Source organism: Streptomyces sp. NPDC096136 (assembly GCF_044763325.1).
Classification (GTDB): domain Bacteria; phylum Actinomycetota; class Actinomycetes; order Streptomycetales; family Streptomycetaceae; genus Streptomyces.
On the sequence record NZ_JBIWFZ010000002.1, the window covers coordinates 344697 to 370232 of the forward strand.

General features: G+C 75.8%; 23 protein-coding genes. 14 read left to right on the forward strand and 9 right to left on the reverse strand.

The genetic code is table 11. From position 1 onward, the window contains the following. Positions 1–3129: 3129 nt before the first annotated feature. The 11 genes from ACIRBY_RS04610 (at position 3130) to ACIRBY_RS04660 (ending at position 14478) form a co-directional block, all read left to right on the forward strand. Positions 3130–3618: a hypothetical protein gene (locus ACIRBY_RS04610; RefSeq protein WP_403896054.1), complete on the forward strand. Its 489-nt coding sequence runs from the start codon at positions 3130–3132 to the stop codon at positions 3616–3618. 84 nt (positions 3619–3702) lie between these two features. Beyond that, positions 3703–4125 carry a phage tail protein gene (locus ACIRBY_RS04615; protein WP_403896057.1) on the forward strand — a complete coding sequence of 141 codons (423 nt, stop codon included), beginning with the start codon at positions 3703–3705 and terminating at the stop codon, positions 4123–4125. A gap of 35 nt (positions 4126–4160) precedes the next feature. Next, the gene (locus ACIRBY_RS04620) at positions 4161–4883 is read left to right on the forward strand and encodes a LysM peptidoglycan-binding domain-containing protein (protein WP_403896060.1); all 723 of its coding nucleotides are present in this window, start codon (positions 4161–4163) and stop codon (positions 4881–4883) included. Beyond that, a complete protein-coding gene (locus ACIRBY_RS04625; RefSeq protein ID WP_403896063.1) occupies positions 4883–6793 on the forward strand; it encodes a VgrG-related protein in 1911 nt (636 codons plus the stop codon). The genes ACIRBY_RS04620 and ACIRBY_RS04625 overlap by 1 nt, the downstream gene beginning before the upstream one ends. A gap of 22 nt (positions 6794–6815) precedes the next feature. After that, positions 6816–7244, forward strand: a complete 429-nt coding sequence (locus ACIRBY_RS04630; RefSeq protein WP_403896065.1) for a GPW/gp25 family protein — start codon at positions 6816–6818, stop codon at positions 7242–7244. After that, complete coding sequence (locus ACIRBY_RS04635; protein WP_403896068.1) at positions 7244–9202, forward strand: putative baseplate assembly protein; 1959 nt, start codon at positions 7244–7246, stop codon at positions 9200–9202. Before ACIRBY_RS04630 ends, ACIRBY_RS04635 begins: the two co-directional genes overlap by 1 nt. Further along, on the forward strand, positions 9199–9771 hold the full coding sequence (locus ACIRBY_RS04640; protein WP_403896070.1) for a phage tail protein: 573 nt from the start codon (positions 9199–9201) through the stop codon (positions 9769–9771). The genes ACIRBY_RS04635 and ACIRBY_RS04640 overlap by 4 nt, the downstream gene beginning before the upstream one ends. A 557-nt stretch (positions 9772–10328) precedes the next feature. Continuing rightward, positions 10329–11327: an NADase-type glycan-binding domain-containing protein gene (locus tag ACIRBY_RS04645; RefSeq protein WP_403896072.1), complete on the forward strand. Its 999-nt coding sequence runs from the start codon at positions 10329–10331 to the stop codon at positions 11325–11327. Positions 11328–11459: 132 nt separating this feature from the next. Continuing rightward, positions 11460–12575, forward strand: a complete 1116-nt coding sequence (locus ACIRBY_RS04650) for a hypothetical protein (protein WP_403896075.1) — start codon at positions 11460–11462, stop codon at positions 12573–12575. A 106-nt stretch (positions 12576–12681) separates the two neighbouring features. Beyond that, positions 12682–13815: a serine hydrolase domain-containing protein gene (locus ACIRBY_RS04655; RefSeq protein ID WP_403896078.1), complete on the forward strand. Its 1134-nt coding sequence runs from the start codon at positions 12682–12684 to the stop codon at positions 13813–13815. Between the two features lie 279 nt (positions 13816–14094). Beyond that, on the forward strand, positions 14095–14478 hold the full coding sequence (locus ACIRBY_RS04660; RefSeq protein ID WP_403896081.1) for a hypothetical protein: 384 nt from the start codon (positions 14095–14097) through the stop codon (positions 14476–14478). Between the two features lie 127 nt (positions 14479–14605). Here the strand turns inward: ACIRBY_RS04660 and ACIRBY_RS04665 are convergent, their stop codons facing one another. Next, positions 14606–14968: a carboxymuconolactone decarboxylase gene (locus tag ACIRBY_RS04665; protein WP_403896084.1), complete on the reverse strand. Its 363-nt coding sequence runs from the start codon at positions 14966–14968 to the stop codon at positions 14606–14608. 262 nt (positions 14969–15230) lie between these two features. Here ACIRBY_RS04665 and ACIRBY_RS04670 point away from each other — a divergent pair, with 262 nt between their 5' ends. Then, positions 15231–15986, forward strand: coding sequence for a class I SAM-dependent methyltransferase (locus ACIRBY_RS04670; RefSeq protein ID WP_403896086.1), 756 nt, complete (start codon positions 15231–15233; stop codon positions 15984–15986). Positions 15987–16010: 24 nt separating this feature from the next. Here the strand turns inward: ACIRBY_RS04670 and ACIRBY_RS04675 are convergent, their stop codons facing one another. Next, positions 16011–16544, reverse strand: coding sequence for a hypothetical protein (locus ACIRBY_RS04675; RefSeq protein ID WP_403896088.1), 534 nt, complete (start codon positions 16542–16544; stop codon positions 16011–16013). Positions 16545–16945: 401 nt separating this feature from the next. Here ACIRBY_RS04675 and ACIRBY_RS04680 point away from each other — a divergent pair, with 401 nt between their 5' ends. Further along, positions 16946–18340 carry an oxygenase MpaB family protein gene (locus tag ACIRBY_RS04680; protein ID WP_403896091.1) on the forward strand — a complete coding sequence of 465 codons (1395 nt, stop codon included), beginning with the start codon at positions 16946–16948 and terminating at the stop codon, positions 18338–18340. Positions 18341–18471: 131 nt separating this feature from the next. On the opposite strand, the gene ACIRBY_RS04685 is transcribed toward ACIRBY_RS04680, so the two are convergent. The 5 genes from ACIRBY_RS04685 to ACIRBY_RS04705 form a co-directional block, all read right to left on the reverse strand. Then, positions 18472–19545, reverse strand: coding sequence for a GNAT family N-acetyltransferase (locus ACIRBY_RS04685; RefSeq protein ID WP_403896094.1), 1074 nt, complete (start codon positions 19543–19545; stop codon positions 18472–18474). A 100-nt stretch (positions 19546–19645) separates the two neighbouring features. Continuing rightward, positions 19646–20308, reverse strand: a complete 663-nt coding sequence (locus ACIRBY_RS04690; RefSeq protein WP_403896097.1) for a hypothetical protein — start codon at positions 20306–20308, stop codon at positions 19646–19648. A 91-nt stretch (positions 20309–20399) separates the two neighbouring features. Then, a complete protein-coding gene (locus tag ACIRBY_RS04695; RefSeq protein WP_403896100.1) occupies positions 20400–21629 on the reverse strand; it encodes an acyltransferase family protein in 1230 nt (409 codons plus the stop codon). Positions 21630–21850: 221 nt separating this feature from the next. Continuing rightward, the gene (locus ACIRBY_RS04700; protein ID WP_403896102.1) at positions 21851–22753 is read right to left on the reverse strand and encodes a hypothetical protein; all 903 of its coding nucleotides are present in this window, start codon (positions 22751–22753) and stop codon (positions 21851–21853) included. Then, positions 22750–23088: a PadR family transcriptional regulator gene (locus ACIRBY_RS04705; protein ID WP_403896105.1), complete on the reverse strand. Its 339-nt coding sequence runs from the start codon at positions 23086–23088 to the stop codon at positions 22750–22752. The genes ACIRBY_RS04700 and ACIRBY_RS04705 overlap by 4 nt, the downstream gene beginning before the upstream one ends. Before the next feature lie 130 nt (positions 23089–23218). On the opposite strand from ACIRBY_RS04705, the gene ACIRBY_RS04710 reads away from it, so the two are divergent. After that, complete coding sequence (locus ACIRBY_RS04710) at positions 23219–23692, forward strand: tRNA adenosine deaminase-associated protein (protein ID WP_403896108.1); 474 nt, start codon at positions 23219–23221, stop codon at positions 23690–23692. Positions 23693–23697: 5 nt separating this feature from the next. Here the strand turns inward: ACIRBY_RS04710 and ACIRBY_RS04715 are convergent, their stop codons facing one another. Both ACIRBY_RS04715 and ACIRBY_RS04720 read right to left on the reverse strand, forming a co-directional pair. Continuing rightward, entirely contained in the window at positions 23698–23988 is a 291-nt protein-coding gene (locus ACIRBY_RS04715) for a hypothetical protein (protein ID WP_403896111.1), read from the reverse strand. A 125-nt stretch (positions 23989–24113) separates the two neighbouring features. After that, positions 24114–25508 carry a S8 family serine peptidase gene (locus tag ACIRBY_RS04720; RefSeq protein WP_403896113.1) on the reverse strand — a complete coding sequence of 465 codons (1395 nt, stop codon included), beginning with the start codon at positions 25506–25508 and terminating at the stop codon, positions 24114–24116. Between the last annotated feature and the right edge of the window lie 28 nt (positions 25509–25536).

The following is a 25536-nucleotide window of genomic DNA, read 5'->3' on the forward strand; positions in this document are numbered from 1 at the left end:
CCGGGCGGTGCGCCGGCCGTGCAGCGCATGCCGGTGGTGCCGCTGCGGGCGGTCCCCGCGCGGACGCCGTCCGCCCCGGCGGCCGGGGCCCCGCCGGTACCCGCCGCGGCCCGGCCCGCCGGGCCGGCGCCGGCGGTGCCCGTCACCCCGGCGTCCGCGGCGCCGCGTCCGCCCTCCGGCCGGCCGGCCCCGGCGTCGCCCCGTACACCCGGGGGAACCGGGCCCGTCCGGCCCGTCCCGGGGGTTCCTGCGGCACCGGTGTCCCGCTCACGCGCCGTGCGGCCGGCCCCGGCGCCGGCTGCTGCGCCGGAACCGGCGGGGACGGCGAACCGCGGTGTCCGGGTGACGCCCGTGCCGCCGGTGCCGCCCCCGTTCCGGCAGCACTTGACCAAGGCACCTGCCGTACCGGGCGCCGTCCAGCGGGCCCTGCCCGCGACCCGCCCGACCACGCCGGCGGTTCCGGCCTCGGCGCGGGACGTCGCCGGCCGGGCAGCCCCATCGGCCCGCGTCGACCGGGGCGGCTCCGGCACGCCGACCCCCGCGCTCCCGGCCCAGCGCACCACCGCCGCCCGGCCCGACGGCCCGTCCGCTCCGTCACCGCAGGCGCCCGCGGCACCGGCGCCGTCCTCGGGCGACTCCGTCCGTCCGGCGGCGGCCGCGGCCGAGCCGTCGGCCACCCGTGCCCTGCGGGACCGCAGCGCCCCGGCCCGCCCCCTGTCGGCGGAACGCACGGATCCGGCCGCGAGGCGTACGGGGCTCGGCGCACCGGTACGCCGCGGGGCGGTTCCCCCGCCCGGAGGCCCCGCCCCGCACACCGACCTGCCGGGCGGCTCCGGCATGCCCGGCGACCCGGCCGCGCCGGGGCCTTCGGCATCCGAAGCGGCGTCCACCCCGCGTCATGCGACGCCGCTCCAGGGCACGGCGCCCGCCGCACCGACGCAGGGCACGACCGCACCCGCGACGGCCGAAGCGAACCCGCTCGCCACGGGCGGGAGGCCGCGCGCGAGTGGAACGCCCGGCTCCCGGCGGGAAGCCGCACCGCTCCCCCCGCGGCCGGTCTCCGGACCCGGCACGCCCGTCCGGCCGACGGTGTCCACACCCGGCCCCACCCCGCCCGCCCCGGGCAACGGCCACCGCACCCCTGCGATACCCGACGCCACCATCCAGCGGTCGCTGCGCCCCCAGCCGCCCACGCCGGCACCCACCCCACCCGCGCTGCCCGGCGACCGCCACACCTCCACGCCCCCCGACACCACCGCCCAGCGGACCCTCGGCCCCCACCCGGCCACGCCGACACCCGCCCCGGCCACTCCGACCGGCAACCACCGCACCCCTACACCCCACGACACCACCACCAACGGACCCACCGCCCGACGGACCCTCGGCCCCCACCCGGCCACGCCGGGATTCACGCCGCCCACTCGGTCCGGCGACCGCCACCGCACCCCTGCACCCCAGGACTCCGCCGCCAACGGACCCACCACCCAGCAGGCCCAGCGCCCCCACCAGCCCACGCCGGCACCCGCCCCACCCACTTCGACCGGCGACCGCCGCCCCTCTGCGATCCACGACACCACCACCAACGGACCCACCGCCCAGCGGGCCGTCCGCCCCCACCCGGCCACGCCGGCGCCCACCCCGCCCACTCGGGCCGGCGACCGCCGCGCCCCTACAACCCACGACGCCGCCGCCGACGGACGCACCGGCCAGCGGGCCCTCAGCACCCATCCGCCCGCTCCTGCCGGCGACCGCCACACCCCCACAACCCCCGACACCGCCGCCAACGGACCCACCGCCCAGCGGGCCGTCCGCCCCCACCGGCCCGCGCCGGCGCCCACCCCGCCCGGCGACCGCCGTGCCTCTGCGATGCGCGGGAGCGTCGCCGCCGGGCCCTCCGTCCAGCGGGCCGTCCAGCCCCACCCGTCCACGCCCGAAGCGACCCCGCCCGCTACCGCGCCCGCCGTCCGGGCCCAGCCGCCCACAGTCGGATCCGCCGCGTCCGCTCCGGCCGCCCCTCGCCACGCCCCGGCCGTGACGGACAGCGCCGCTCTCGGGCCCTCCGACCGGCCCCAGGCGCCCGCGCCCGGGTCCAGCCCGGCCGCTCCGGTCGGGGGTCTTCACGCCCCTTCGGTACCCGACGGCGCAGCCGCCGGATCCTCCGTCCAGCGGGCCGTCCGGCCCCACCTGCCCGCGCCCGCCGGGACCGGCCTCCCGGTAGGCCCCGACGCCCCTGCGGCGCACGCCGCTCCGGCGCAGGCACGGCCCGGAGTCCGCGTCGAGCCGCCGGCGGCCGCGCCGGGGGCCGGCCTGCCCGCGGCGCCCCGGTCCGACGCCGACGGGCCGGGCCGTCCACCCGGCCCCCCTGCCGCCCCGGCTGCCACCGGGCCCGTTCCCGCGTCTCCGCGCCCGGCGGGACTTCCGGCGCAGCCGCAGGCGTCCCGGCCCAACGCCGGTCTCCCCGCCGCCCGTCCGGGCACGGCGACGCCCCCGGTGCAACGTTCCGGGCCCCTTCCGAGCGGCGCTCCGGTACCCGTGGTGCGCCGCGATTCCGCGTCCGCACCCCCGTCGGCCCCCGGCCGTACGCCGACGCCGCCCGGGCCCGTTGCCCCGGGCCCCGCCGTGACCCGTCACCCCGTCGCCGCCCCCGCGAGCCCGGTGGGGCGCGGTGTCACGGCTCCCCGTACCGGGCTCGGTGCACCGCTGCCGTCCCCCGCGCACCCGGCCCCGGCGCGGGACTCCGCCCAGGGCAGCTCCCCTCGCCCGGTGACCGGCACCGGGACCGGTTCCGCTCCCGGTGCCGCGCGGCGGCACTCCCCTCTCGGTGCCCCGCTGTCCGGCCCGCCCGCGCGGACGGCGCCGGTCGCCGCAACGGAGCCTCATGTCCCGCTCGCCGCTGCCTCCGCTCCCCCGCCGGTCCAGCGGGCCTCGGCACCGAGCACGCCCCTTGCGCCGCCCGCGGCCCGCTCGACGCCCGCCGCACCCCCGGGACCCGCCGCACCCCCGGGACCCGCCGCCCCGCGGACCGCGCCGGTCCTGCCCCGTACGGCCGGGCCCCTCCCCGTGCGGGGCGTTCCGCTGCGCCGGCCCTCCGCGCCCGGCGCGGACGCGGCGGGGCACGGTCCGCTCCCCGTGGCGCCGCTGAGCCCGCCGCCCGCGGACGCGCACCCGGCCTTGCCCGCCGCCCCGGCGGCCGGGCCCACGGTCCAGCGCTTCCCCTCCTTCGGATTCGGCTCCGGCTCCGGCTCCGGCCGGACCATCGGTGCGCTCGCGGCCGCCGCGTCGGCCACCGCGGTCTCGGCGCCGGGGCACCTGGGGGCGTCGTCCCGACCCGCTCCACCGGCCGAACCGCCGCCGCCGTACGAGCCGCCCGCGGCGCACGCCGGCAGTCCCGGGACGCCGTCCGGCGGGCGTCCCGCTCCCGGTGCGGCGGTCTCCCCGCAGGACCCGCCGCCCGAGTACACCGCGGTCCCCGCCGGCGCGTTCGATCCGCGCGAGCTCACCGAGTTCCAGTTGGACGAGCTGGTGCACCGGATCATCGACCGGGTCACCCGCCTCGTCCGCACGGAACTGCGCATGGACCGCGAGCGGATCGGCAGGCTCCGCGATCCGCGCGCCTGAGAGACCCGCCCGGCCCGCCCGGCCCCCACCGCCGCGGACGACCGCCCGCGCGACCACCGCAGAACCACAGAAAGGCCACTTCGGATGCCCCGCCAGGACCCCGGGTCCACCATCTGGTTCACCCTCACCATCGACGGCGAGAGCCTCGGAGACTTCAACGGGTGCGAAGGCCTGTCCTCCCAGGTCGAGGTCGAGCACCGCCAGGAGGGCGGCAACAACGGCTTCGTGTGGCACCTGCCCACCCGCGTCACGTTCTCCACCATCCGGCTGACCCGCCCGCTCACCCCGGACACCGCCAAGGTCGCCAAGTGGATCTCCTCGGTCCAGACGGGCATCAAACGGCCCACCGCCCAGATCGCGGCGCTGCGCGCCGACGGGTCGCTCGTGGCCCGCTGGGGGCTCATCGACGTCCTGCCCGTGAGCTGGCAGGGCCCCACCCTCGACCCCGCGAACCCGGCCGTGGCCACGGAGGTCCTGGAGATCGCCCACCACGGGTTCACGGACTGACGGCGCGGCGGAGCGGAAGAGGAGGCACACCACCCATGGCCATGAGCAGCAGGGACGCCGGCAAGAGCCTGGTGCGCGCGACGCTGGCGATCCACGAGCCCCCGGTCGGGACCAGCACCACGCCCGGGGCGCTGATGCGCACGTTCGGCTTCGAGTTCAATCCGGCGCAGCTGTCGCTGAGCCAGCGCGCGCAGTGGAAGGCCACGCCGACGATGGCGGTGCGCGACGGATCCAAGCCGGAGTTCATGGGGGCCGAGCCGCGGGAGATGACCCTGGAGGTCTTCCTGGACTCGTCGACCGCGCCGACCGGCAACACGGTGCTCAAGAAGGTGGAGTCGCTGCTGGAGTGCTGCGAGGTGACGGCGAAGAGCATCGCCGCCGACCAGCCGTCGCCGCCGTGGGTGGTGTTCGAGTGGGGGTCGTTCTCGACGGCCCGCTTCGTGGCGTACGTGAGCTCCGTCGAGGCCTCGTACAGCCTGTTCGGCACCATGGGCATACCGATCCGTGCCACCTGCCAGGTCCATCTGGTGGAGATCCCGGGGAAGACCAAGAACCAGAACCCGACGTCCGGGGCGCTCACCGCGCAGCGCGTGCACCGGGTCGTGGCCGGCGACTCGCTGCAGTCGCTGGCGTGGCGGGAGTACGGCACGGCCACCGTCTGGCGGGCGATCGCCGAGCTCAACGGGATCGACGACCCGGCCCGGCTGGCGACGGGCACGACCCTGGTGCTCCCCGCGCCGGAGGAGGTGGTGCGCTGATGGTGCAGCCCGCGTTCTCCAGCATCATGCAGGTGCGGATCGGCCCCGAGAAGCTCCCGGACGACATCGCCCCGCTGCTCGTCGAGGGCTGGGTGGACCAGGGCGTCGGCGTGCCCGCCGCGTTCCGGCTGACGTTCCGCGACCCGTACCGCCTGGTCCTCGGCAAGCTCGGCGTCACCTTCGGCACGAGGGTGGTCCTCACCCCGATCGCCGACAGCCAGGGGGGCGGCCGGCCCCTGCTGACGGGTGAGGTGACCGCGCTGGAGGCCGACTACGACGGCACCGGCAGCTTCACCGTGATCCGCGGCTACGACCTCGGGCACCGGATGATGCGCCGGCGCCGGGTCGCCGCCTACCGCAACCAGAAGGCCTCCGACATCGCCCGCAAACTCGCCGCCCTGGACGGGGTGCCGATCGGCCGGATCCAGCCGACGAAGGGTGCCTACGGCTTCATCAGCCAGGCCAACGTCTCCGACTGGGACTTCCTCTCCCGGCTGGCCGACGAGAACAACATGGTGATGTCCCTGGACGCCAAGGGGAAGTTCCGGTTCGTCACGCCGACCCCGTCGGCCGCGGGCCCGTCCCCGCGGACCGACGGCGACAAGAGCCCCTTCGTGCTCCAGGCCGGCCACGACATCCTGCGGCTGCGCGCCGCGGTCACGGCCGCCGACCAGGTCGCCGCCGTCGAAACGCGCGGCTGGAACGTCACCACCAAGAAGAAGATCGTCGAGACGGCCCCGGCCGCCACCGATCCGGGGATCTCCATCGGGCTCACCCCGGGCCAGGCCGCCGGGAGGTTCCCGGCGGCGCAGCTCGTCGAGACCGCCACGCCGTACGACCGGCAGGACGAGGTCCAGCACGCCGCGAAGGCCCTCGCCGCCGACGTCACCTCGTCGTTCGCGGAGCTGGAGGTCGCGGTGCACGGCAACCCCCTGCTGCGGCCGGGGGTCGCCGTGGCCCTCGGCGACGTGGGCAGGCCCTTCGAGGGGAAGTACACCGTCACCTCCGTGCGGCACGTCTTCGGCGACGGGAAGCACTACGAGTCCTGGATCACGGTGAGCGGACGGCAGTGGCGCTCCCTCTACGGCCTGGCGGCGGGCGGGGGCGGCGCACCGGCGGCGGGCGCCCGGCTGCCGGGCGTCGCGAACGCGATCGTCACCGATGTGCAGGACCCGTTGAAGCAGGGGCGGGTCAAGCTCCAGTTCCCGTGGCTGGACGACAGTTACGTCAGCGACTGGGCGCGCAGCGTGCAGGGGGGAGGCGTGGGCGGCGGCGGGGTGTTCCCGATGGACGTCGGCGACGAGGTGCTGGTCGCCTTCGACCGGGGCGCGCTGGACCACCCGTTCGTGATCGGCGGCCTCTACAACGGCCGGGACCTGCCGACCCGGGTCGAGGACGTGCCCCTGCACGACGGGCTGAAGCGGAAGGCGGCCCGGCACACCCTGTCCGACCGGCAGGGCAACCGCGTCGACCTGCTCAGCCAGCGGACCGGCGGGCGCAAGCGGGGCGTGCGCATCGCCAGCGGCGACGACCGGCTCACCATCAACCTCGACCGCACCCAGACGGAGATCACCGTCGACAGCGCCGGGTCGGTGACCATCAAGGGCGGCCGCTCCGTGTCCGTGGAGGCCGGGACCGACCTGACGCTCAGCGCCCGGCGCCGGCTCACCATCAAGAGCGGCGGCCTCCTCGACATCGAGGGCCGCGGGCTCGTCAACCTCAAGTCGCTCGCAGGCGCCGTCAGCGTCGACGCGATGGGCGCGCTCAGCCTCAAGGCCTTGGGCGCCACCATGATCACCTCCGGTGGCACGCTCCAGGTCAACACCATCGCCAACGTCGGCATCCGGGCCATCCGGCTCGACCTCCAGGGCGGCCTCTTCGTCAACACCATCAAGTACCCGTTCGGATGACCGGAAGGCAGGTGGCCCCCTGATGGCCGAACAGTTCGTCGGCTCCGGCTGGGCGTTCCCGATGCGCATCGGCCCCACCGGGGGCATCGCGCTGGTCAGCGGCGAGCGCGAGGTCGAGGAGGCCATCCGGCTCGTCCTGGCCACCTCCCCGGGCGAGCGCCCGATGCGCCCGGAGTTCGGCTGCGCCATCCACGACCTGGTCTTCGCCCCGGTCAACGAGCAGACCGCGGGGCGCATCCAGCACGAGGTGTACGTGAGCCTGGACCGCTGGGAGCCCCGGATCGAGGTGCACGACGTGGAGGTCTCCGCCGGAGCGGACCGGAGCGTCCTGTTCATCGACGTCCGGTACTCCATCCGCGGGACCAACAACCCGCGCAGCCTCGTCTTCCCCTTCTACGTCATTCCCTCCCACGACGAGCCGGGCGCGCCGGACTCGGAAAGCGACCTCTGATGTCCCTGCCCTCCCCCAACCTCGACGACCGGCGCTTCCAGCAGTTCGTCGACGACGCGAAGCGCTACATCCAGCAGCGCGCCCCGGAGTGGACCGACCACAACGTCTCGGACCCCGGCGTCACGCTCGTCGAAACGGTCGCGCACATGGCGGACCAGATCGTCTACCGGCTCAACCGCGTCCCGGAGAAGAACCACCTCGCCTTCCTCGACCTGGTGGGCATCACCCTCTTCCCGCCGTCCGCGGCGCGCACGGACGTCACCTTCTGGCTGTCCGCGCCCCAGGAGGACGTGATCCTGGTCCCGGCCGGCGCCGAGGTCGCCACCCTGCGCACCGAGCGGGAGGAGGCCGTGGTCTTCGCCACCGAACACGACCTGGCCGTGGTCCCCTGCGCGCTGTCCCACGTGGTGGTGCAGCACCGCGGGCAGGCCGTCGCGGACCGCACGACCGAACTCGTCGAGGGCAAGGACGTGCTGTGCTTCGCCGAGGCCCCGAACCCCGGTGACTGCATGCTCATCGGGCTGAGCGCGGCCGCTCCGCACTGCGCGCTCGCGCTGGAGCTCGACAGCCGCGTCGACGGCGTCGGTGTCGACCCCCGCCAGCCGCCGCTGGTGTGGGAGGCGTGGACGGAGGACGGCTGGCAGCCCTGCGAGGTGGACCGGGACGGCACCGGCGGCCTCAACCGGCCCGGCGACGTCGTCCTGCACCTGCCCGGCGGCCACGTGCTCTCGCGCAACGGCGGGCACGAGGCCGGCTGGGTCCGCTGCCGGGTCACCGATCCGCTGCCGGGCCAGCCCTTCTACACCACCTCGCCGAGCATCCGTTCCGTCGAGGCCTACACCATCGGCGGCACCACCCGGGCCGTGCACGCCGAGACCGTCCACGACGAGGCCCTCGGCGAGGCCACGGGACTGCCCGGCCAGCGACTGCGGCTCGCCCACGCCCCGGTCGTCGCCGACGACCCGCCGCTGCTCCTGCAGACCGCCGAGGACGACGGCTGGCAGGACTGGCGGGTGGTACCGCACTTCGCCGCCTCCCGGCCCTGCGACCGCCACGTCACCCTGGACGCCGCCACCGGCGAGATCGCCTTCGGCCCCGCCGTCCGCGAACCGGACGGGACGCTGCGCCAGTACGGGTCCGTCGCCCCCAAGGGCGCCGTCGTCCGCGCCCGCCGCTACCGCACCGGCGGGGGACGCGCCGGCAACGTGGCGCGCGGCGCCGTCCAGGTGCTGCGCACCTCCATCCCGTACGTCGCCGACGTCGTCAACCGCGAGGCGGCCCGCGGCGGCGTGGACGGCGAGACGGTCGAGGAGGCCAAGCTGCGGGCGCCGGTCACGCTCCGCGCCCAGGACCGCGCCGTCACCCTGCGCGACTACGAGGAGCTCGCCCGCCGGGCCGCGCCCGAGACGGCCCGCATCACCTGTCTGGAGGGCGAGGAGGGTGCGTACGGGGCCTACGCGGTCCGCGTCCTCGTCGTCCCCCAGGCCGTCCCCGATCCGGGCGGGCGGCTGCGCTTCGAGCAACTCGTGCCCGGCGACGCGCTGCTGGACCGGATCACCCGCCACCTCGACGAGCGCCGTCTGATCGGCACCCGGCTGGCCGTCGGCCCGCCGTACTACCAGGGCGTCACGGTCGTCGCCACGGTGCACGCCTTCGGCGGCGTCGACACCGACCGGGTGCGCCGCCGGGCGCACGACGCCCTCTACCGCCACCTCGACCCGCTGACCGGCGGGGCGGACGGCCGGGGCTGGCCCTTCGGCCGGCCCGTCCAGGCCGGCGAGGTGTTCGCGGTCCTGCAGCGGGTCCCCGGGGTGGAACTCGTCGACCAGGTCGTCCTGCACCCCGCCGACCCCCTCACCGGCAAGCGCGGCGACCCGACCGACCGCATCGACCTGGACCGGCCCGCCCTGGTCTTCTCCTACGACCACCGCGTCCGGGTGATCGGGGACGGCGGATGAGCGCCGATCCCTACCGCGGCTCCGTCGACGGCCTCGGCTCCTCGCTGCCTCTGGGCTCCATGCTGCCCTCCGTCTTCGCCGACGACGACCTGGCCCAGCGGTTCGTCGGCGGCCTGGACGACGTCCTCGCGCCCATCCTGAACGTCCTGGACTGCCTGGACACCTATTTCGACCCGGCGCTGGCCCCGGCCGACTTCGCACGGTGGCTCGGCACCTGGGTGGGCGCCGAGACCGACGGGAGCGAGCCCGAGCCGCGGCTGCGGGCCGCCGTCGCGTCCGCCGTCGCGCTGCACCGGGTCCGCGGCACCCGCCGCGGCCTCGCGGAGGCGGTACGGCTGGCGTTCGGCGTCGCGCCCGAGGTCACCGAGAGCGGCGGCGCCGAGTGGAGCGCCCGCCCGCTCGGCGCCTTCCCGGGCGCTCCGCGCCCCCGCCTGCACGTCACCCTCCGACTGCCCGACCCGACACCGGCCGACAGACATCGCCTGGACGCGCTCGTCGCCGCCGCCCGCCCCGCCCACATGCCCTACACGGTCGAAGTGACGGCCGCCGAAAGGACCCCGCAGACATGACCACGCAGAACTGTGCCGAATGCGGAACGCGCGCAGAACCGGGCCAGTCCTTCTGCGACGCGTGCGGCGCCGTACTGACCTGGGACCGACCGGCCCGCACGGGCGGTGCGGGCGCTCCGGGTGCCGCCCGGGCTCCGGGCGCCACAGGCACTCCGGCCGCTCCCGGCGGCGCGGGCGGCGCGGGTGGAGCGGGAGGCGCGGGAGGCGCCGGAGGCACTGGAGGCGTGCCTGCCGCACGGGTGGCGCCCGGTGCCTCCGGCGGCTCCGGGTCCGCCCCGGCGTCGGCCCCCGGCGGTCCGCGGGGATCGGCGGCGGATCCGGCGGGACCGCAGGCGACGCGCGGCCAAGGGACCGCCCGGAGTGCAGGCGTCACGGCGACGCCCGGAGCGACGGACGACAGGCGCCCGTCCGCGCCGAGCACGCCGGGCGGCTCCGAGCCGGCCTGGCACGCCGGGCCGCCGCCGCGGCCCGAACGGCCTTTGCAGCGGGAGGAGTCGGAGGGCACGGGGTCGGCCGGTCCGGCCCGGTCCGGCGACGGCGGGCACCCCAACGACCCCGTGCCCGGGCATCGGAGCACCCCCTCGCCGCAGGACCCCGCACCCGCCGGGCCCGCGCCGACGGCCGGCGCGGACCCGCACGCGCTGGGCGACACCATGTCCGACCGGGCACGCTCGCTCCTGGTGCCCGTGACGGACGCGGGGGAGCCGCACCCCGCTCCGGCCGACGCCGGGCCCGTCCTGCCCGGCCGGCCGGACGCCGACCGGCCCGCCGTACGCGCCCCGGGAGAGCAGCCCGGCCTCGCGGGCGGCCCGCCCTGCCGGTGGTGCGCGACGCCCAACCGCCCCGACCGGCACTACTGCGTGCGCTGCGCGATGCCGCTGGCCGAGACCGACGGGGCCGCCGCACCGGCACGGGCGCCCTGGTGGCGCCGCCTCTTCGGCGGACGGCGCCGCGAGACGCCGTGGGCGGGCGACCGGCCCCGGCTGCGCCGCGTCTTCGACCGCATCGGCACCTGGATCACCCTCGCCGTCGTCGTCGCGGTCGCGGTACTGGGGTTCCTGTACCTGCCCGACGGCGTCCGGGTCGCGCTGGACCACTTCGCCAAGCGCGCGCCGGTGGCCCCGGACCGCATCACGGCCTCCCGCTCGTACCCGGGCCACCAGCCGGAGCTCGCCTTCGACAAGCGCAGCAACACCTGGTGGGGTCCCGGGGTTTCGGAGTCCGGGCAGGGCGAGTGGATCGAGGTCGGCTTCAGCGAACCGACCCGGCTGCTGGACGTGATCATCACCCCGGGCGTCTCCGCTCGGGCCGACAAGATCGGCGAGTCCGCCCTGCCGCACCGCGTCACGGCTACGATCACCGGGAAGGACGGCAAGGTCACCACGCGCCGGCTGACCCTCGATCAGGGGCCGGGCGGCCAGCGGCGCCCGTTCCGCGTCGGCGAGGTCACGAAGGTCCGCCTCACGGTCGACTCCGCGCACGCGGCCTCCGCCGCCAAGCAGGTCGCCATCGCGGAGGTCGAGTTCTTCGGCCCGTCGAACGCCGGCCGCTCCTGACCGCCCCTCCTGCGCCGGAGCACCGGTTCTCCCCCGCGCGGGGGAGGGCTGATGATCCGGCGGGCGGATGTGACCCGGGCGGGTGGCGGCGAGCCTTGGAGCCTCGGCAGTCCGGAGCGTACGGAGGTCACGGTGGCTGTTCCAGCGAGCACGGAGACGGGCGGTGTTCCCCGGCCGTCCGCGGCGGGCCCGGGGCGGACGTGGTGGCGGCGGTGGCCGTCCTGGGCGCCCGGGGCAGCCGCGTCGTGGGGGGTCTCGTACGCCGCCGTCGAGGTCGCGTGGGCGGCGGCGGGCACCACCGTGCCGTGGCGGGCGCACGCCGCGCACGCGCCGGCGGTCCAGCTGCTCCTGGCGGCCCTCGCCGTCCTGGCGGGCGGGGCGTGCCTGGCCACGACCCGGACGCTCCGCCGACGGGGACGGGTCGCGGTGGCGGCCGTGCTGATCACGACCATCCCGGTGTTCGTCCTGGGGACGGTCGGCCTGCCGGTCCACTTCGTGACGCTGGTGACGCTCTCGGGGGTCGAGAGCGCCACCGGACTGGCGCAGGTGCTGGCGAACACGGTCGGCGCGGCGCTCCTGCTCCTCGTCGGCGTGTCGTACCGGCGGCGGCTGCGCGGGAACTGCCCGCGCTGCGGGCGGCCGCATCCCGGCGCCGGCGACGGCCCGCCCACCCACCCGGAGGCCTCCCCCGCCACCCGGCGGACCCGCTGGACCGCGTACCTGCTCATGTGCGGACTCCTGCCGTGGGCCGGGGTCAAGAGCGTCTGGACGCTGGGCGGCGACGCGCTCGGCGTCTCGGCCGACGACTGGCAGAGGCTGATGAGCCTCGGCACGTCGGGGCCGTCGAGGGCGGCCGCGGCGGCGGGGATCGACGTGACCGTGCTGGCCGCCCTGGTAGGGGTCTTCCTGCTGCTGGGGCTCCTGCACCCGTGGGGGCAGGTGTTCCCCCGCTGGTCGACGCCGCTCCTGTCCGGACGCCGGGTCCCGCGCCTGCTGCCCCTGGTGCCGGCCCTGCTGACCGGTGTCCCCCTGACCGTCTACGGGGCCGTCCTCACGGTCGCGGCCCCGCTCATCGCGGTCGGGGTGCTGCCCGGGATCGAGCCCTCCCCGCCGTTCACCACGGCCTCGGGAGTCACCTGGATGGTCGCCTTCGGCGGCCTGGCCTTCGCCGGTCTGGGCGCCGGCCTCGTCGTGGCCGCCCGCTCCTACGCCGCCCGCACGCACCCCGTCTGCACCACGGCGCGGTGACGCCGGCCGCCGCGGACGACGGCCCGGGGAACGGAAGCGCGGGGAATGGGAACGCGGGGTGGCGGGTTACGGGACTACAAGATCGACACGGGGTTCGGGAGGGGTCATGGCGGTCCACGGCACGGTGGTCACGGGTTTCGAAGGGGTGCGGGAGGAGTTCGGCGCCTTCCTCGCGGCCGAGGAGCACGCACCCGGCGCTCAGCTGGTGGTGTACCGGGGCGGCGAACGGGTGGTGGACCTGTGGTCGCAGGAGGTGGACGCCGACTCCCTGCTCGGCGTGTTCTCGTCCACCAAGGGTGCGGCCTTCCTCGTGGCGGCGCTGCTGGTGCAGGACGGCCTCCTGGACCTGGACCGGACCGTCGCCGCGTACTGGCCGGACTTCGCCGCGCAGGACAAGGGCGGGATCACGGTCCGGGAGCTGCTGGCCCACCGGGCCGGGGTGATCGGCCTGGATGCCGGGTTCACCGCGGAGGAGCTGGCCGACGACCGGGCGATGGCGGCCCGCCTGGCGGGCCAGCGGCCCTTCTGGCAGCCGGGCCGGTCCTTCGGCTACCACGCCCTCGTGATCGGCGCCCTGGTGGGCGAGGTGGTGTTCCGGGCCACCGGGCGCACGCTGCACTCCTGGTACGAGGAGCGGGTCCGCTCTCCGTACGGGCTCGACCTGTGGCTGGGCCTGCCGGAGTCCGAGGACCCGCGCTTCCTCAGCACCCAGCCGATGCTGCCGACGCCGGAGCAGGCGGCCGAGATCGAGGCTGCCGCCGCTAGTCCGTACACCCTGGGCGGGATCGCCTTCAACGAACACGCCGACGGCAACGGTGAGTTGTACGCCTTCCCCAACACGCGTGCCGTGCGCGCCGCGGGCCAGGCGTCGGCGGGCGGGGTCGGCTCGGCGCGCGGGCTGGCGGGCCTCTACGCGGCGGCCGCGTTCGGCCTGGACGGGCGGGGGCCGCTGCTGAAGGCGGACACGGCCGCCGAGTTCGCCCGGATCCACTCCGAGGGCAGGGACCTCGTGGGCGGTACGGCGAAGGAGTTCGGCCTCGGCTTCCAGAGCTACGCCACGCGCTACCCCTCCCTCGGCGCGGGCGCCTTCGGCCACAGCGGCGCCGCGGGCTCCCTCGGACTCGCCGACCCCCGGCAGGGCTTCGCGTACGGCTACACCCGGCGCCGGTTCGCCTTCCCGGGCGGCGCGGCCCCGGAGAACGAGCGCCTCCTGTGGTCGGTGGTCCGCGCCCTCGCCTGACGGGACCACGTCCCGAGGCCGCAGCCAACGGACGTGCGGGCGAACCGTCATGACATCCCGTCATGGACTTCCGGACCGCTCCCGGAATCCACACGTACCGCTGCGCCCGGAGGGTCGGGCGGAGTAGCGTGGCGGGGTATGAGCGAGGTTGTGGAATCCAAGGGTCCGCAGGTTCCGTCGGGTTCCGCTCCCCCGTCGTCGCCCCCGCACAGGACGCCCGTAGGACCTCCGCGGCCGGCGGCCCCACCGCGGTCCGCCACCGGGCTCGCGCCCCGGCTCGTGGTCACCGGTCGGCGGGCCCGGGTGCTGGCCTTCCGCGCGGACCGCTGGGCGCCACGGAAGGCGGCCGGACAGGCCGCGCTGGCCGTCGCCCCCTGGGACTACCCGCGGCTGGACGAGCACGACTTCCTCAAGGCCGTCCACGGCCTCGTCGAGGCGGCCGTCGCGGCCGGCGGGAAACGCGTCAGCGTCCACCTCGCCGACCAGGACGCGAAGATCCTCGTCCTGGCCCTCAGCCACCGGACCGACGGGGACGGCGACGGCGGCGGGGGGCCGGTGCCGACCGAGGTGGCGCTGCTCCGCACCGTCGGGGCCTGCGGCACCCACACCGACCACGACGGCCACGCCTGGTGGGCGCTCCTGGACGCCGAACCCCAGCCCTGACGGACCCCGGCCCCGCCCACTGCCGGGCGGGGCGCAGGGCTGCCGGTCCGGGAGACGCCCGGCACGCCGCGGTGTTCCGCCCCGCCGCAGCGGCGAGGGCTCTCGGGCCAAGGGCGGGGCGGAACCTTCAGGAGCTGCGGCGGCTGGCGGCTTCGGCCTGGGCTATCGCCTCGGCCTCGCTCTCGGCGAGCGCGAGGGCGACGCCGAAGGCCTGTGCGATGTGCCCGGCCGCGGACATGACGCGTGCCGTTCCCACGACGGGCGCGATCGCGACGAGGAGGTCCTGCAGCTGCTCGACCGTGAAGTCGGCCTTGACCGCCGGGTTGATGTGGGCCAGGTAGGAGATCGCGGGCGCGTCCATGGCCACGAGCGCGGCGATGCGGCTGATGATCAGCGTGCGCTCGTCCATGTGGCAGTGCTCGAGGGAGTCGATCGTCATCGCGGCGATGGTGTCGAGGACGGGGGTGTCGAATTCGGGTGCGGTAGCCATGACAGGGCCGCCTTCCGGTTCCTGTGCAGCAGGGAGCCGGTCCACCACCCCCGTGGGTGCAGGGGTCCCCCCGATGCCCGGCGGTGACCCGTCAAGCGTAGGCACCGCCCCCCTGTGCCGCACGCCGGACGCGGCCCGCACCGCGAAGGGCGCGGGGAAGAGGGGCACCATGGTCCACCGGGAGCCCATCGCTGTACGAGGCGTCCGAGAACCGAGGCTCCGCACCCCCGCCTCCCGACACGCAACGGACGGAATGCAGCCCATGGCCAGAATCGACTACGACGACGTCACCGCGGCTTCGTTCCGAACCGCCCGGGAGATCCCGCGCAACGGCCTGGGCGCCTGGGAAGAGGCCGTGCGACGGCATCTGGATCCCGCCCGGGGCATGACCGTCGTGGACATCGGTGCGGGAACCGGAGCCTTCGCGACGGCCTTCTGCGACTGGTTCGCGGTGAAGGTGGTGGCGGTCGAGCCCTCCGAGGCCATGCGCGCCCTGATCTCCCGGCGCGGGGACATCGAGGTCCTGGCGGGCCACGCCGCGTGCCTGCCCCTGCCGGACGCGGGCGCCGACGCGGCATGGCTCTCCACGGTGACCCACCACGTCCCCGACCTCGCGGCGGCCGCACACGAGATCCGCCGCGTCCTGCGTCCGGGGGCGCCCGTACTCATCCGCAACGCGTTCGCCGGCCGTTACGAGCGGCTCCGCATCGTGCGCTGGTTCCCCGAGACGGCGCGGCTGCTCGACACCTATCCGTCGGTCGAGGAGACCTGCGAGGCCTTCGCCACGGCCGGCTTCACCCCCGCCGCCCTGGAACCCGTCCCGCAGACCGACGTCGCGGGCCTGGCCGAACTCCTCCGGCGCCTCGACACCCTCCGCACCGCCGACACCCTGATGCGCGGCCTCACCGAGGAGGAATTCGCCCGCGGCAGGGAGCGGCTGCGCAGCGCAGTGCGCGGCGGCCGGGTACCCGAAGGCGCCGACCTGACGTCGTCACTGGACCTGCTCGTCCTGCGGTGAACCGGAGCGCCCCGGCCGCGGCGATCAGGCGGCGCGGCACAGTGCCGTCGGGCCGGTGGGCGCCTCGGCGCAGGTGACGGTCGCGGATACGGGGCGGTCCGCACGGGCGGGTGCCATGGCCCCTCGCGCGCGGTGGCGCGCGAAGACGACGAGGCGCAGGACCGCGAACCGCGCGACGCCGGCCAGCGCGGAGGCGCCGAGGTAGGCGACCTGTTCGAGGACCGCACCGGGAGCCGCGGCCAAATGGTGCAGGACGAGCATCGCCACGCAGGTCACCGCGTAGGCGGCGGCTGCCGATCCGGCCGACTGCGTGTGCTGCCGCCAGGTCGCGCGGCCGCCCGCGCCGAAGGTGAAGCGGGCGTGCAGCTCGGTGGCCAGGAGGGTGGATGCCGCGGTGACGACGGCATTGGCCGCGGCCCAGGGCATCCAGGGGGCGAGGGCCGCCACGGCGAAGCTGGAGGCGAGCCCCACTCCCCCACCGCAGAGCACGAAGCGGGCGAACGCGTTGAGGGCGCCGGGCGCCGCCGCCTGCTTCCGGTTCAGTGCCGCTGCCGCCATGACCCACCCCTTCGGACCCGCGCTCCACGGGACGCGTGCCCAGCCGACCGGCGGGCTCGCGACCCTTCGTTTCTGATGACAGAAACGCTACGTTGCGTTCATGCATGAAGGAAGCGGCATATTGCCTTTGACGTCAATCGAAGCAGCTCAGAAGCGTAAAATCGTTGCATCGGATCTGAATCTAACGCAACAGAGGACGTGGCGATGTTGCAACGACATGGCGGTGAACGCTACAGATGAGGCGTCCTCGACCGGCGGCCGACGGCACACGGACCGGGGGACGGGGCGGTCGGGCGTTCGGAGGGGCGCACGTCCGGGTGGAGGACGGCGTGCGGGTGGGCCGGGCACCGGACAGGGGCGTTGTACGGGGTGTTGGTGTCCCCGTGAGAAATGGAACTCCTGTGACCTCTGTGGCCTTACCCGCCGTCGAAACCCTGCTGCGGCGGACCCTCGGCGAGCGGCGCATGGGGCTCGTGGCTTGGCGGTTGCTCGTGATGCAGATCGCCCACCCCGTCGTCGCCGCGGGGATGGACCGGTACTCCACCTACCGCGCCCATCCCTGGCGGCGGATCGAGCACACCATGGAGAGCGGCAGCCGGCTGTTCTTCGCCGGACCCGAGGAACGGCGGCTGGAGGTGGCCCGCCTCCAGCGGACGCACCGGCGCATCCACGGGACCGACGCGGCCGGGCGGGCGTACAGCGCCGAGGATCCCGAGGTCCGCGGCTGGGTGATGCTGACGCTGTACGAGTCCATGACCGCCATGCGCGAGCTGTCGGGCGATCCGCTGTCGCCCGTCGAACGCGACGTGCTGTACGCGGAGTTCCTGGACGTGTGCACCGCCCTCGGGATTCCGGGCGAGGTGCTCCCGGCGAGCGCCGCCGACGTCCCGGCGTACGTCGAACGGACGGTCAGGGAGGTCCTGGAGTACGGGCCCGAGGTCCGCGACCTGCTCCACGGGATGCTCCGCCAGGCCCCCGCCCCCCGCCGGCTCGGGCGGCTGGCGCCGGCGTGGCCGGTGCTGCGGGTGGTGATCGCCCGCGCGCTGGCCGCCCTCACGGTCAGCGATCTGCCTCCGGCCTGGCACGAGAGGTTCGGGACCTCGCGCGGACCCGCGGGCGCCGCACTGTCGTGGACCCTGCACCACGGGCTGCGCCACGCCATGGAACTGGCTCCCGACCGGGTGCGCTACCGCCACCGGTCCGATCGCGGCGCGCCCGCGCCCGCACGGGTGCCGGTGCCCAGGGCCCGGAGCGGCGGCGACTCCCGTCCGGCCCGGCTGGAGGCGTTCTTCCGCCAGGTACTGGACCAGACCGGGAACGGCCGGGTCGACTCCGCCGACCTCCAGGCCATGGTGCACACCGTGTGCTGGCGGCTCGAACTGCCCGCCGAGCGGGAGGACGAGGTCTACGCCGCGTTCGAGGGCTGGTGGCGGCAGCTCCGGGAGGCGGCCGACACCGACGGCGACGGGGGCGTGGACTGCCGCGAGTTCGTGTCCGCGATGACGGCCGGCGTGGACCGCGACCCCGCGTACCTGGAGAAGGGCCTCGTCCCGGCGGTGCGGGCCCTGTTCCGGGCCGCCGACGCCGACGGCAGCGGCCGTCTGGGGGCGGACGAGTACCGGGCACTGTTCGGGGGGCCGCGGGTACACCCGGCCGAACTCAACGACGGGTTCCGCGCGATGGACGCGGACGGGGACGGACAGGTCGGGGAGGAGGAGTTCGTCGCCGCGTTCTGCGCGTTCTTCACGGCCCGGTCCGACGGTTCCGCGGGCGCGGGCCTGCTCGGCCGGGCCTGAGGCACCACGGCCGGATCCGCGCCCGGGCGCGGATCCGGTCCGGTGGACCGACGGGCCTGCGGGCCGACGGGCCGACGGGCCGCCGTCCGTTCGACGGGCCGGCTGCCGTCGGCCGGCCTCCTCGCACGCGGTCAGGCGCGGGCGGACCGCAGGAGGTAGCGGACGCCGTCCTCCTCGGTGGCGCCGACCCGCTCGAAGCCCGCCCGGCCGACCACGCCGTGGGAGGGGGCGTTGTCCGCGTCGATCGAGGCGTGCAGCGCGGTCACGCCCGGCTGGGCGAAGGCCCAGGCGGCCAGGCCGCTCAGCGCGTCGGTGGCGTAGCCGTTGCCGCGGGCGGACGGTACGAGGTCGTAGCCGATCTCCGCGTTCCCCCCGGCGTCGGGGGCGCCGTGGAACCCGATCCCGCCGATGGCGCGCTGGTCCTCGGTCCGGACGATGGCGTACGGACCCCACCCCGGGCGGTACGTGCCCTGCTCCTTGGCCTTGAGCACCATCCCGGACGCGACCCGGGTTCCCTCTCCGGGGCCGTCGCCGGCCCAGGCGAAGCCGCCGGTACCGCCCGCGTGGAGGTCGGCGGCGACCTGGGGGGCGATCTCGCAGAGGACGACGCGGCCCGCCGCGATGGGGTCGGAGTACCAGCGCCAGACCGCCCGGCGGGGCAGGTCGGCGAGTTCGGCCCGGCCGGTCACCCACAGGAGGGTCGGCCAGGGAGCGGCGCCGGTGCGCGGCGCCTGCGGGAAGAGCCGGTCGAGGACCTGCTCGCAGAGGGCCGGGTCGGGCTCCCAGTCGTGGACGCCCAGGGCGCCCAGGATGTCGTGGGTGTGCAGCAGGGTCTCGACGACGCCCATGGCCGCGAAACCGTCCGCGTCGGCCATACCGTACGGGTGCCAGGCCCGGTCCTCCGGGCGGGCCGCGGCCACGGCGGCGGACAGCAGGCCTCCGGTGGCCTCGATGATCTCGATCAGGCCGTCGGGGGTGGTACCGGGGTCCGCGCTGATCTCGAACGGGACCCACGCACCGGTCGCGCGCCCCGTGAGCTGGGCGGCGTACGCGGTGAAGTCGCCCGCGACGTGGACGGCGGTGTCGTAACAGCTCCACTCCAGCCCGGCGGCGGGGGTGGACCAGTCGAGGTGCGCCACCCCACGGAGCGCCTGTGCGGTGAGGGACACGGACCGGTCCACGGCATGGGGGGTCATGATCGTCATGGGCTGAACCCTAGGGGCACCACCCGCGGCCTGGCCAGCGGATATTCCCCCGCGATCACGGGACCACGGGGCGTCGGCGGGGAGGCCGGGCAGGCCGGCGTCAGCGGGGGGCGGACAGGCCGGCGTGCTCCAGTGCGCGCAGAGCGGCCCGCCGGTCCTCCGGCGCGTGCTCGCCCGCGTGCCCGTCCGCTTCCGCGAGCGCCGTCTCGATCTCGGGGGCGCCGAGGCGGTACGCCTCCGCCGCCGCCAGGAGTTCCGCCGCCCGCCCCGGGGGCAGGCCCCGGTCGGAGTCCACCAGCAGGCCCAGGACCTCCTCGCGCACCGCGAAGCGGCTCATGCCGCAGTCGAGGCCGTCGTCCTCGAGCCCCTCCGGGTAGGGCGCGCGGGCCCAGGCGCCGTCCTCGTACCAGTAGACGCAGCCCAGTTCCCAGCCTTCCAGGAGACCCCGCAGCCGGTCGAAGGGCAGCCAGTCCGGCGCCTGCGCCAGCATGTCGATCGCGGGCTCGTGCCACTTGACCCCGCTGGACTCGTCCTCGCCGTAGAGCACGTAACGGCCCCGCCCCATCGGCGCGAGGGTCCACCAGGTGCAGCCGCAGTCGTCGAGGTGCAGCCCCTCCCCGTCGATCCAGGTGCCGGTGCGGTGGACGCGCGGCGTCCGCTCCGCCTGCCCGGTGGCCTCCAGGACGGCGGCCAGCGCCCAGCGGGCCCAGAGCAGCTCGGCCGCCGGCAGGTTCTCGGGCCTCCCCGGCCTCTCGATCTCCATTGCGGTGGCTCTCCTTCGCTCCTCGTGCCGTGCCTCCCGGTGATCGTAGGACAGCCGCGTCCCGGGGCCGACCGCGGCCTTCGACGCGGAGTCAGCCGCCCGACGGCCGCCCGGCGTCCGCGGTCGCCCGCGCGCGGGGCGTCGCGCGTCCTCGCCCCGGGGGCCGCGCCGGTACGGGGAGGGGGTCGAGGGCGGTCGTGAGGTGGCGCCGCAGGAGGGGGCCGAGCCTGCGGTCGACCTGCCGGTTCAGTACGGCGGCCAGGAGCAGGGAGAAGAGGAGGCCGAGGGCGATCGAGGGAAGCAGGCCGAGGAACGGGAGGGTCTTGAGGACGCCCCGGGTGACCGGTATGCCGACGCTCTGGTGGACCAGGTAGAAGGGGTAGGTCAGGGCACCGGCGTAGACGAGGGTCCGCCAGGAGAGGTGGCGCAGTCGGCTGAGGGAGGCCAGGGCGAGCAGCACGAGGAAGCCGGTGAGGACGGCCACGCTCACCGTCCAGTTGGACGTGGGGTGCGTGGCCACCCGGTCGTCGAGGACGGTCAGGGTGTAGCACCACGCGAACCCGGTCAGGAGCCACAGGAGCAGGTTGGGGCCGAAGCGGTGCATCAGGTGGCAGGCGATGCCGGCGACGAAGAGTCCGGCGTACTGGCTCAGCAGGAGTTCGTCCAGGACGCCGGAGTCCAGTTCGCGGCCGATGGAGGCCAGGACCAGCCAGAGGAATCCGAAGGCCACGACGCGCCGGTAGGTCAGGCCGATCAGCAGCAGGGCGCCCATGAGCAGGTAGAAGCGGGCTTCCACCCAGAGGGTCCAGGCGACGCCGGCGGTGAAGTCCACACCCAGCGGGCCGGGGATCATCGTCAGGTTGCCGAGGGTGGTGCGCAGGTCCGTGGGTGCCCCCGACCGTTGTCCGACGAGCACCGTGACGGTACCCATCGCGACGATGATCAGCACGACGGCCCAGTACAGCGGGAAGAGCCGGGCGATCCGGGACACGGCGAACTGCGCCGGGGTGCGTCCCCAGCAGCTCATGCAGATGACGAAGCCGCTGATCAGGAAGAACGCCTCCACCCCGAGCCAGCCGTAGCCGCTGACGGCGTGGAGCAGCGGGGCCGCCTGCGGCAGTGCGTAGGCCTCGCCCCAGAAGCGGGGGGTCGGGGTGCCCAGGTAGTGGTAGGCGGCCACCGCGGCCGCCGCGAGCAGCCTCAGCCCGTCGACCGCGGCCAGGCGGCCGCCGCTCGCCGAGTCACCCGATGGTCGTTCCCGCTCGGCCGGGGCGGGCCGGAGCAGGGTGCGGGCGGCTTCGCGGTACGCGGACTCGGGCACGGGATCTCCTGTGGCGGGGCGGCCGGTCGCAGAGGGCCGCCGGTGGGGAAGGAGGAGGCACGCGGCCCCTGATCACTATCGGATGGCGGTCCGTCAGGGTTGCGGCGTGAAGGGCGTTTTCGGGAGAAGGGGGAAGGGAGGATCGGTCGGTCGGTCGTGGGCGGCGCCGGGCCTGCGGGGGCCGGGGGTGCACCGGCGGCCCGTCGGCGACCGGCCCGCGATCAGGCCGGGTTGGGGGTGTCGGGGCCGTTGCCCCGGCGGATGCGCAGGGCCACGGCGGTCACGGTGACGGCTCCGGCGACCGTCAGGACGTCCTCGGTGCCCACCCAGCCCGAGAAGTACAGCGTGACGAGGAGCGGCGCCGCGGCGAAGGCGAGGGCGACGGTGCTGCGGATGCCCGCGAAGGCCTCGCGGCCCACCAGGATGAGGGCGGCGGCGAGCGGGACGCCGAACCGCCAGGGCAGGACGAGCCCGATCCCGAGCGGGTCGGTCACGACCATGGCGCCCACCAGCAGAACGGCCCACGCCATCAGGGCGAGCGCTCCCGCCCCGCTCCGCGCCCGGCCGGCCGGGCGCAGGTCCGGCGGGCAGGCCAGCGGGAGGGCGGCGACCAGGACCGGCGCGAGCAGGAAGCCCACCAGGTCCCAGCGCAGTTCGGGCGACAGGTGCAGGATCGGGAGGAGGAAGCCCGCCGAAGCGGCCGCGGCCCCGGCGGTCGCGGTCAGCACTCCGGGGACGTAGCGGCCGGCCAGGGCGGCCACCGCGCCGAGCAGGCTCAGCAGGTAGCCGCCGTTCATCAGGGTCACGAGCGGTGCCGCGTCGCCGGCGGCCCCCGCGGTGCGCATGACGTACCAGTCGCCCACCGTGCCGATGAGGTTGAAGGCCGCGTAGGCGGCGGTCACGGCCAGGGCGAAGGGGGCGGCGCCGGCGGAGAGCCGCCCGCCGGGGTGGGCGGAGCCGATGCCGAGGCGCAGGCGCAGGGCGTGCGCGGCGATGTCGGCGGCTTCGCGGAGGCGGGCGCGCGGCCCCGCGCCCTCGGTCGCCTCCCGGTAGGCCTCCGCCACCTCGCTGCCGAAGGCGCGCCGGAAGCCCGGCGGGTACAGGCGCAGCAGGACGGGGTTCACGCGGTGGCCGCCTTGCCGGTGACGCCCAGGCGGCGGGTCGCCTCGCGCGCGGTGGCCGCGATCCGCTCGGCCTCGGCGGCCAGGGCCGCGCGTCCGGGGCCGGTCAGGGTGTAGGTGCGCCGCAGCCGGCTGTCGACGACCTCCTCCTTGTGGACCTCGATCAGCCCTTGCTGCAACAGCCGCTCCAGCGCGCCGTACAGCGTGCCGGTCCGCATCTTCACCCGCCCGCCCGAGATCCCCTCCACCTCGCGTGCGATCGCGTAGCCGTGACGGGGCTCGTCCGCGAGCGCGGTGAGGAGGAGCAGGGTCGGTTCCTGCATCGCACGATCAGTCATGTGATCACTATATGTCAGTCAACGACATATGCAGCCAAGGGGCCTCCCTGCGGCGGGCGGTGTGCTCCGTGCGGGCCACGACGGGCCCCGCCATGGCTATCGGGTGCGCCGACGGGGCACCTGTGGGGCCGTGACAGCACACAAGAACCACCGGTACGCGGTCGCCGTCGTCCAACGGGACGGCCGCCGGCACTGCACCCGACTGGACCGCACCGCGCTCACGGGCCTCGACGAAGCGATCGCCGCGGTGCGCGGCGAGGGGGGCGCGGACACGGTGTTCGGGTTCTTCAACGCGGACGAGGCCTTCTTCCTGATCCTGCGCTCCGCACCGGCCGGTACGGCCCTCCTCCTGTCGGACGCACGGGCCGCCCACCGGCACACGCTCGCCGCGCAGGCCCTCGACGCCCTCGGCGCCGGCCCTCCCGACGCCAACGCGACGGACGGGCGCCCGACCGGGGACCTCGGCATCGTCGCCGGCCTCGGGCTCGCCGCCGACGGCATGGCCGCCGTCCTGTCCGGGCCGGACCGGCTGCCGGACGACCAGCTGCGGCTGATCGCGAAGCGGTGCGGCTTCGCCGCCGCGTTCGACCGCGTGACGGCCTGAGGTCCTCACGGGGTCCGGACCGGCATGGCCGCCGGCACGAGGCACAGGAGGTCGGTGCAGCCCCCGGCGTGGAGGCGGTCCGGGATGCGCGGCGGCCTTCGGCGCAGGAGGACGACGGCGGGGAGGGCGCCCAGGAGGAGCAGGGCTGCGGCGCCGAGGTCGACGGACCCGACGGCCAGGACCAGCGCCCGGGTGTCCGCCCCGCGGGTGGCGGTGAGGAAGACCGCGCACGCCGGGGCGCTGGCCGCGGTGGCCACCGCCGCGCCCGCGGCCATCACCAGCGACGAGGTCGCCACGGCGACGGTCCCCGCGGCCGGACCGTACATGCAGGAGGGACAGGGACCCCGGCCGGCCCGGACGGGTGGCGCGCCGCCCTCCCGGGGCGAGGCGCCGACCGTGCCGGGCCGGACGGGGCGGGGTGTCAGCCCCGGCGCCCTTCGCGGGCGAGGGCCGGCACGAAGCGGGCCGCGTCCAGGGTGCCGACGCCGGTGGCCATGTCGTAGCCGTTCACCGCGGTGTAGCCGGTGACGCCCTCGTAGCTGTTGTCCGTACCGTCGTTGACGTCGACGATGCCGGTCGAGCGGTCGTACGCGGAGCGCCCGTACAGGCGGTACAGCGCCTCGTGGATGTCGCCCAGGCGCTTGCCCGCGGCCTGGTCGGCCAGGGCCACGATGCCGGCGAACAGCGGGCTGGACTCGCTGGTGCCGCCGGAGACGTCCCAGCCCGTGGCCGCCGGGTCGTAGCTGGAGTAGAGCCACGCGCCGCCGTCGACCGCGGCGGCCATCGAGATGTCCGGGGTGCCGCGCCGTGCGCCGACGACGTTCTTGACGCCGTCCTGGAAGGCCGGACGGGTGAAGACGTGGGACTGGCCGCCGCCGCCCGCGCCGTTGTCGTTGTAGACGCTCTCGGGGGCGGTGCGCCGGCCGGCGTCGTCCAGGTGCAGCTGGGTGCCGCCGACGGAGGTCACCAGCGGGTCGGAGGAGGGCCAGGAGTTGACGCGCTCGTGGTAGTAGCCCGTTCCGTCGGCGGTGTTGTCGGTGGCGCCTCCGTCGCCGGAGGAGGCGAGCACGGTGACGTGGTTGCGGGCGGCGGCCTCGAAGGCGTAGCGCAGCTTCCCGATGCTGGAGAAGTCACCCTTGTCGAAGCCGGGGAAGGTGTTCTCGGTCGCGCCGAAGCTCTGGGTGATCACGTCGCCGATGCCGTGGTCGATCAGGGCCTTCTCGGCGTCCATCATCTCCGGCAGCCCGGTGGTGCCCTCGGTCTCCGCGACCGCGGTCTCCACCAGGACGATCTTCGCGTCCGGCGCCACCGCGTGCGCCATCTCCACGTCGAGGGTCGTCTCGCCGGCCCAGCCCAGCATGTCGGCGTTCTTCGGGTCCCACTTCGGGACGTTGCCCCACTTGACCACCTGCACCTTGGTGCTGGGTATCCCGAACTGCCGGCTGTAGACGTCCAGGTCGTGCTGGACGGTCGGCGAGCCGAAGGAGTCCACGATCACGATCGTGCGGCCCTTGCCGGTGACGCCCGCCTTGTAGAGCGGGTTGAGGTCGTACGCCTCGCGGTACTGCAGCGGGGTGTAGCAGGCGATCTTCCACTTGGTCCGGCACTCCTCGATGGAGAGCGGGCTTCCCACGGCGCGGACCAGTTGGTGGCCGGCGGCGGCGGGACGGGCCACGGTGCGCGGGACCGCCCGGGTGTGCGCGGAGGCGGTCGGGATCCCGGTCACCGGGGCGGCCGCCACCGCGGTGAGCGCGAGGCCGGCCGCGGCGGCCGTGGTGGCCGCGGCGCGCGGCCACATTCGACGGGCTGGATGCATTGCGGACTCCCTTGGGGGGTGGCGCCGC

Bases quoted from the DNA above. Each gene is read 5' to 3' on its own strand.
- ACIRBY_RS04615 (WP_403896057.1), top strand. From the start codon at position 3,703: ATGCCCCGCCAGGACCCCGGGTCCACCATCTGGTTCACCCTCACCATC.
- ACIRBY_RS04620 (WP_403896060.1), top strand. From the start codon at position 4,161: ATGGCCATGAGCAGCAGGGACGCCGGCAAGAGCCTGGTGCGCGCGACG.
- ACIRBY_RS04625 (WP_403896063.1), top strand. From the start codon at position 4,883: ATGGTGCAGCCCGCGTTCTCCAGCATCATGCAGGTGCGGATCGGCCCC.
- ACIRBY_RS04630 (WP_403896065.1), top strand. From the start codon at position 6,816: ATGGCCGAACAGTTCGTCGGCTCCGGCTGGGCGTTCCCGATGCGCATC.
- ACIRBY_RS04635 (WP_403896068.1), top strand. From the start codon at position 7,244: ATGTCCCTGCCCTCCCCCAACCTCGACGACCGGCGCTTCCAGCAGTTC.
- ACIRBY_RS04640 (WP_403896070.1), top strand. From the start codon at position 9,199: ATGAGCGCCGATCCCTACCGCGGCTCCGTCGACGGCCTCGGCTCCTCG.
- ACIRBY_RS04655 (WP_403896078.1), top strand. From the start codon at position 12,682: ATGGCGGTCCACGGCACGGTGGTCACGGGTTTCGAAGGGGTGCGGGAG.
- ACIRBY_RS04665 (WP_403896084.1), bottom strand. From the start codon at position 14,968: ATGGCTACCGCACCCGAATTCGACACCCCCGTCCTCGACACCATCGCC.
- ACIRBY_RS04670 (WP_403896086.1), top strand. From the start codon at position 15,231: ATGGCCAGAATCGACTACGACGACGTCACCGCGGCTTCGTTCCGAACC.
- ACIRBY_RS04675 (WP_403896088.1), bottom strand. From the start codon at position 16,544: ATGGCGGCAGCGGCACTGAACCGGAAGCAGGCGGCGGCGCCCGGCGCC.
- ACIRBY_RS04685 (WP_403896094.1), bottom strand. From the start codon at position 19,545: ATGACGATCATGACCCCCCATGCCGTGGACCGGTCCGTGTCCCTCACC.
- ACIRBY_RS04690 (WP_403896097.1), bottom strand. From the start codon at position 20,308: ATGGAGATCGAGAGGCCGGGGAGGCCCGAGAACCTGCCGGCGGCCGAG.
- ACIRBY_RS04705 (WP_403896105.1), bottom strand. From the start codon at position 23,088: ATGACTGATCGTGCGATGCAGGAACCGACCCTGCTCCTCCTCACCGCG.
- ACIRBY_RS04720 (WP_403896113.1), bottom strand. From the start codon at position 25,508: ATGCATCCAGCCCGTCGAATGTGGCCGCGCGCCGCGGCCACCACGGCC.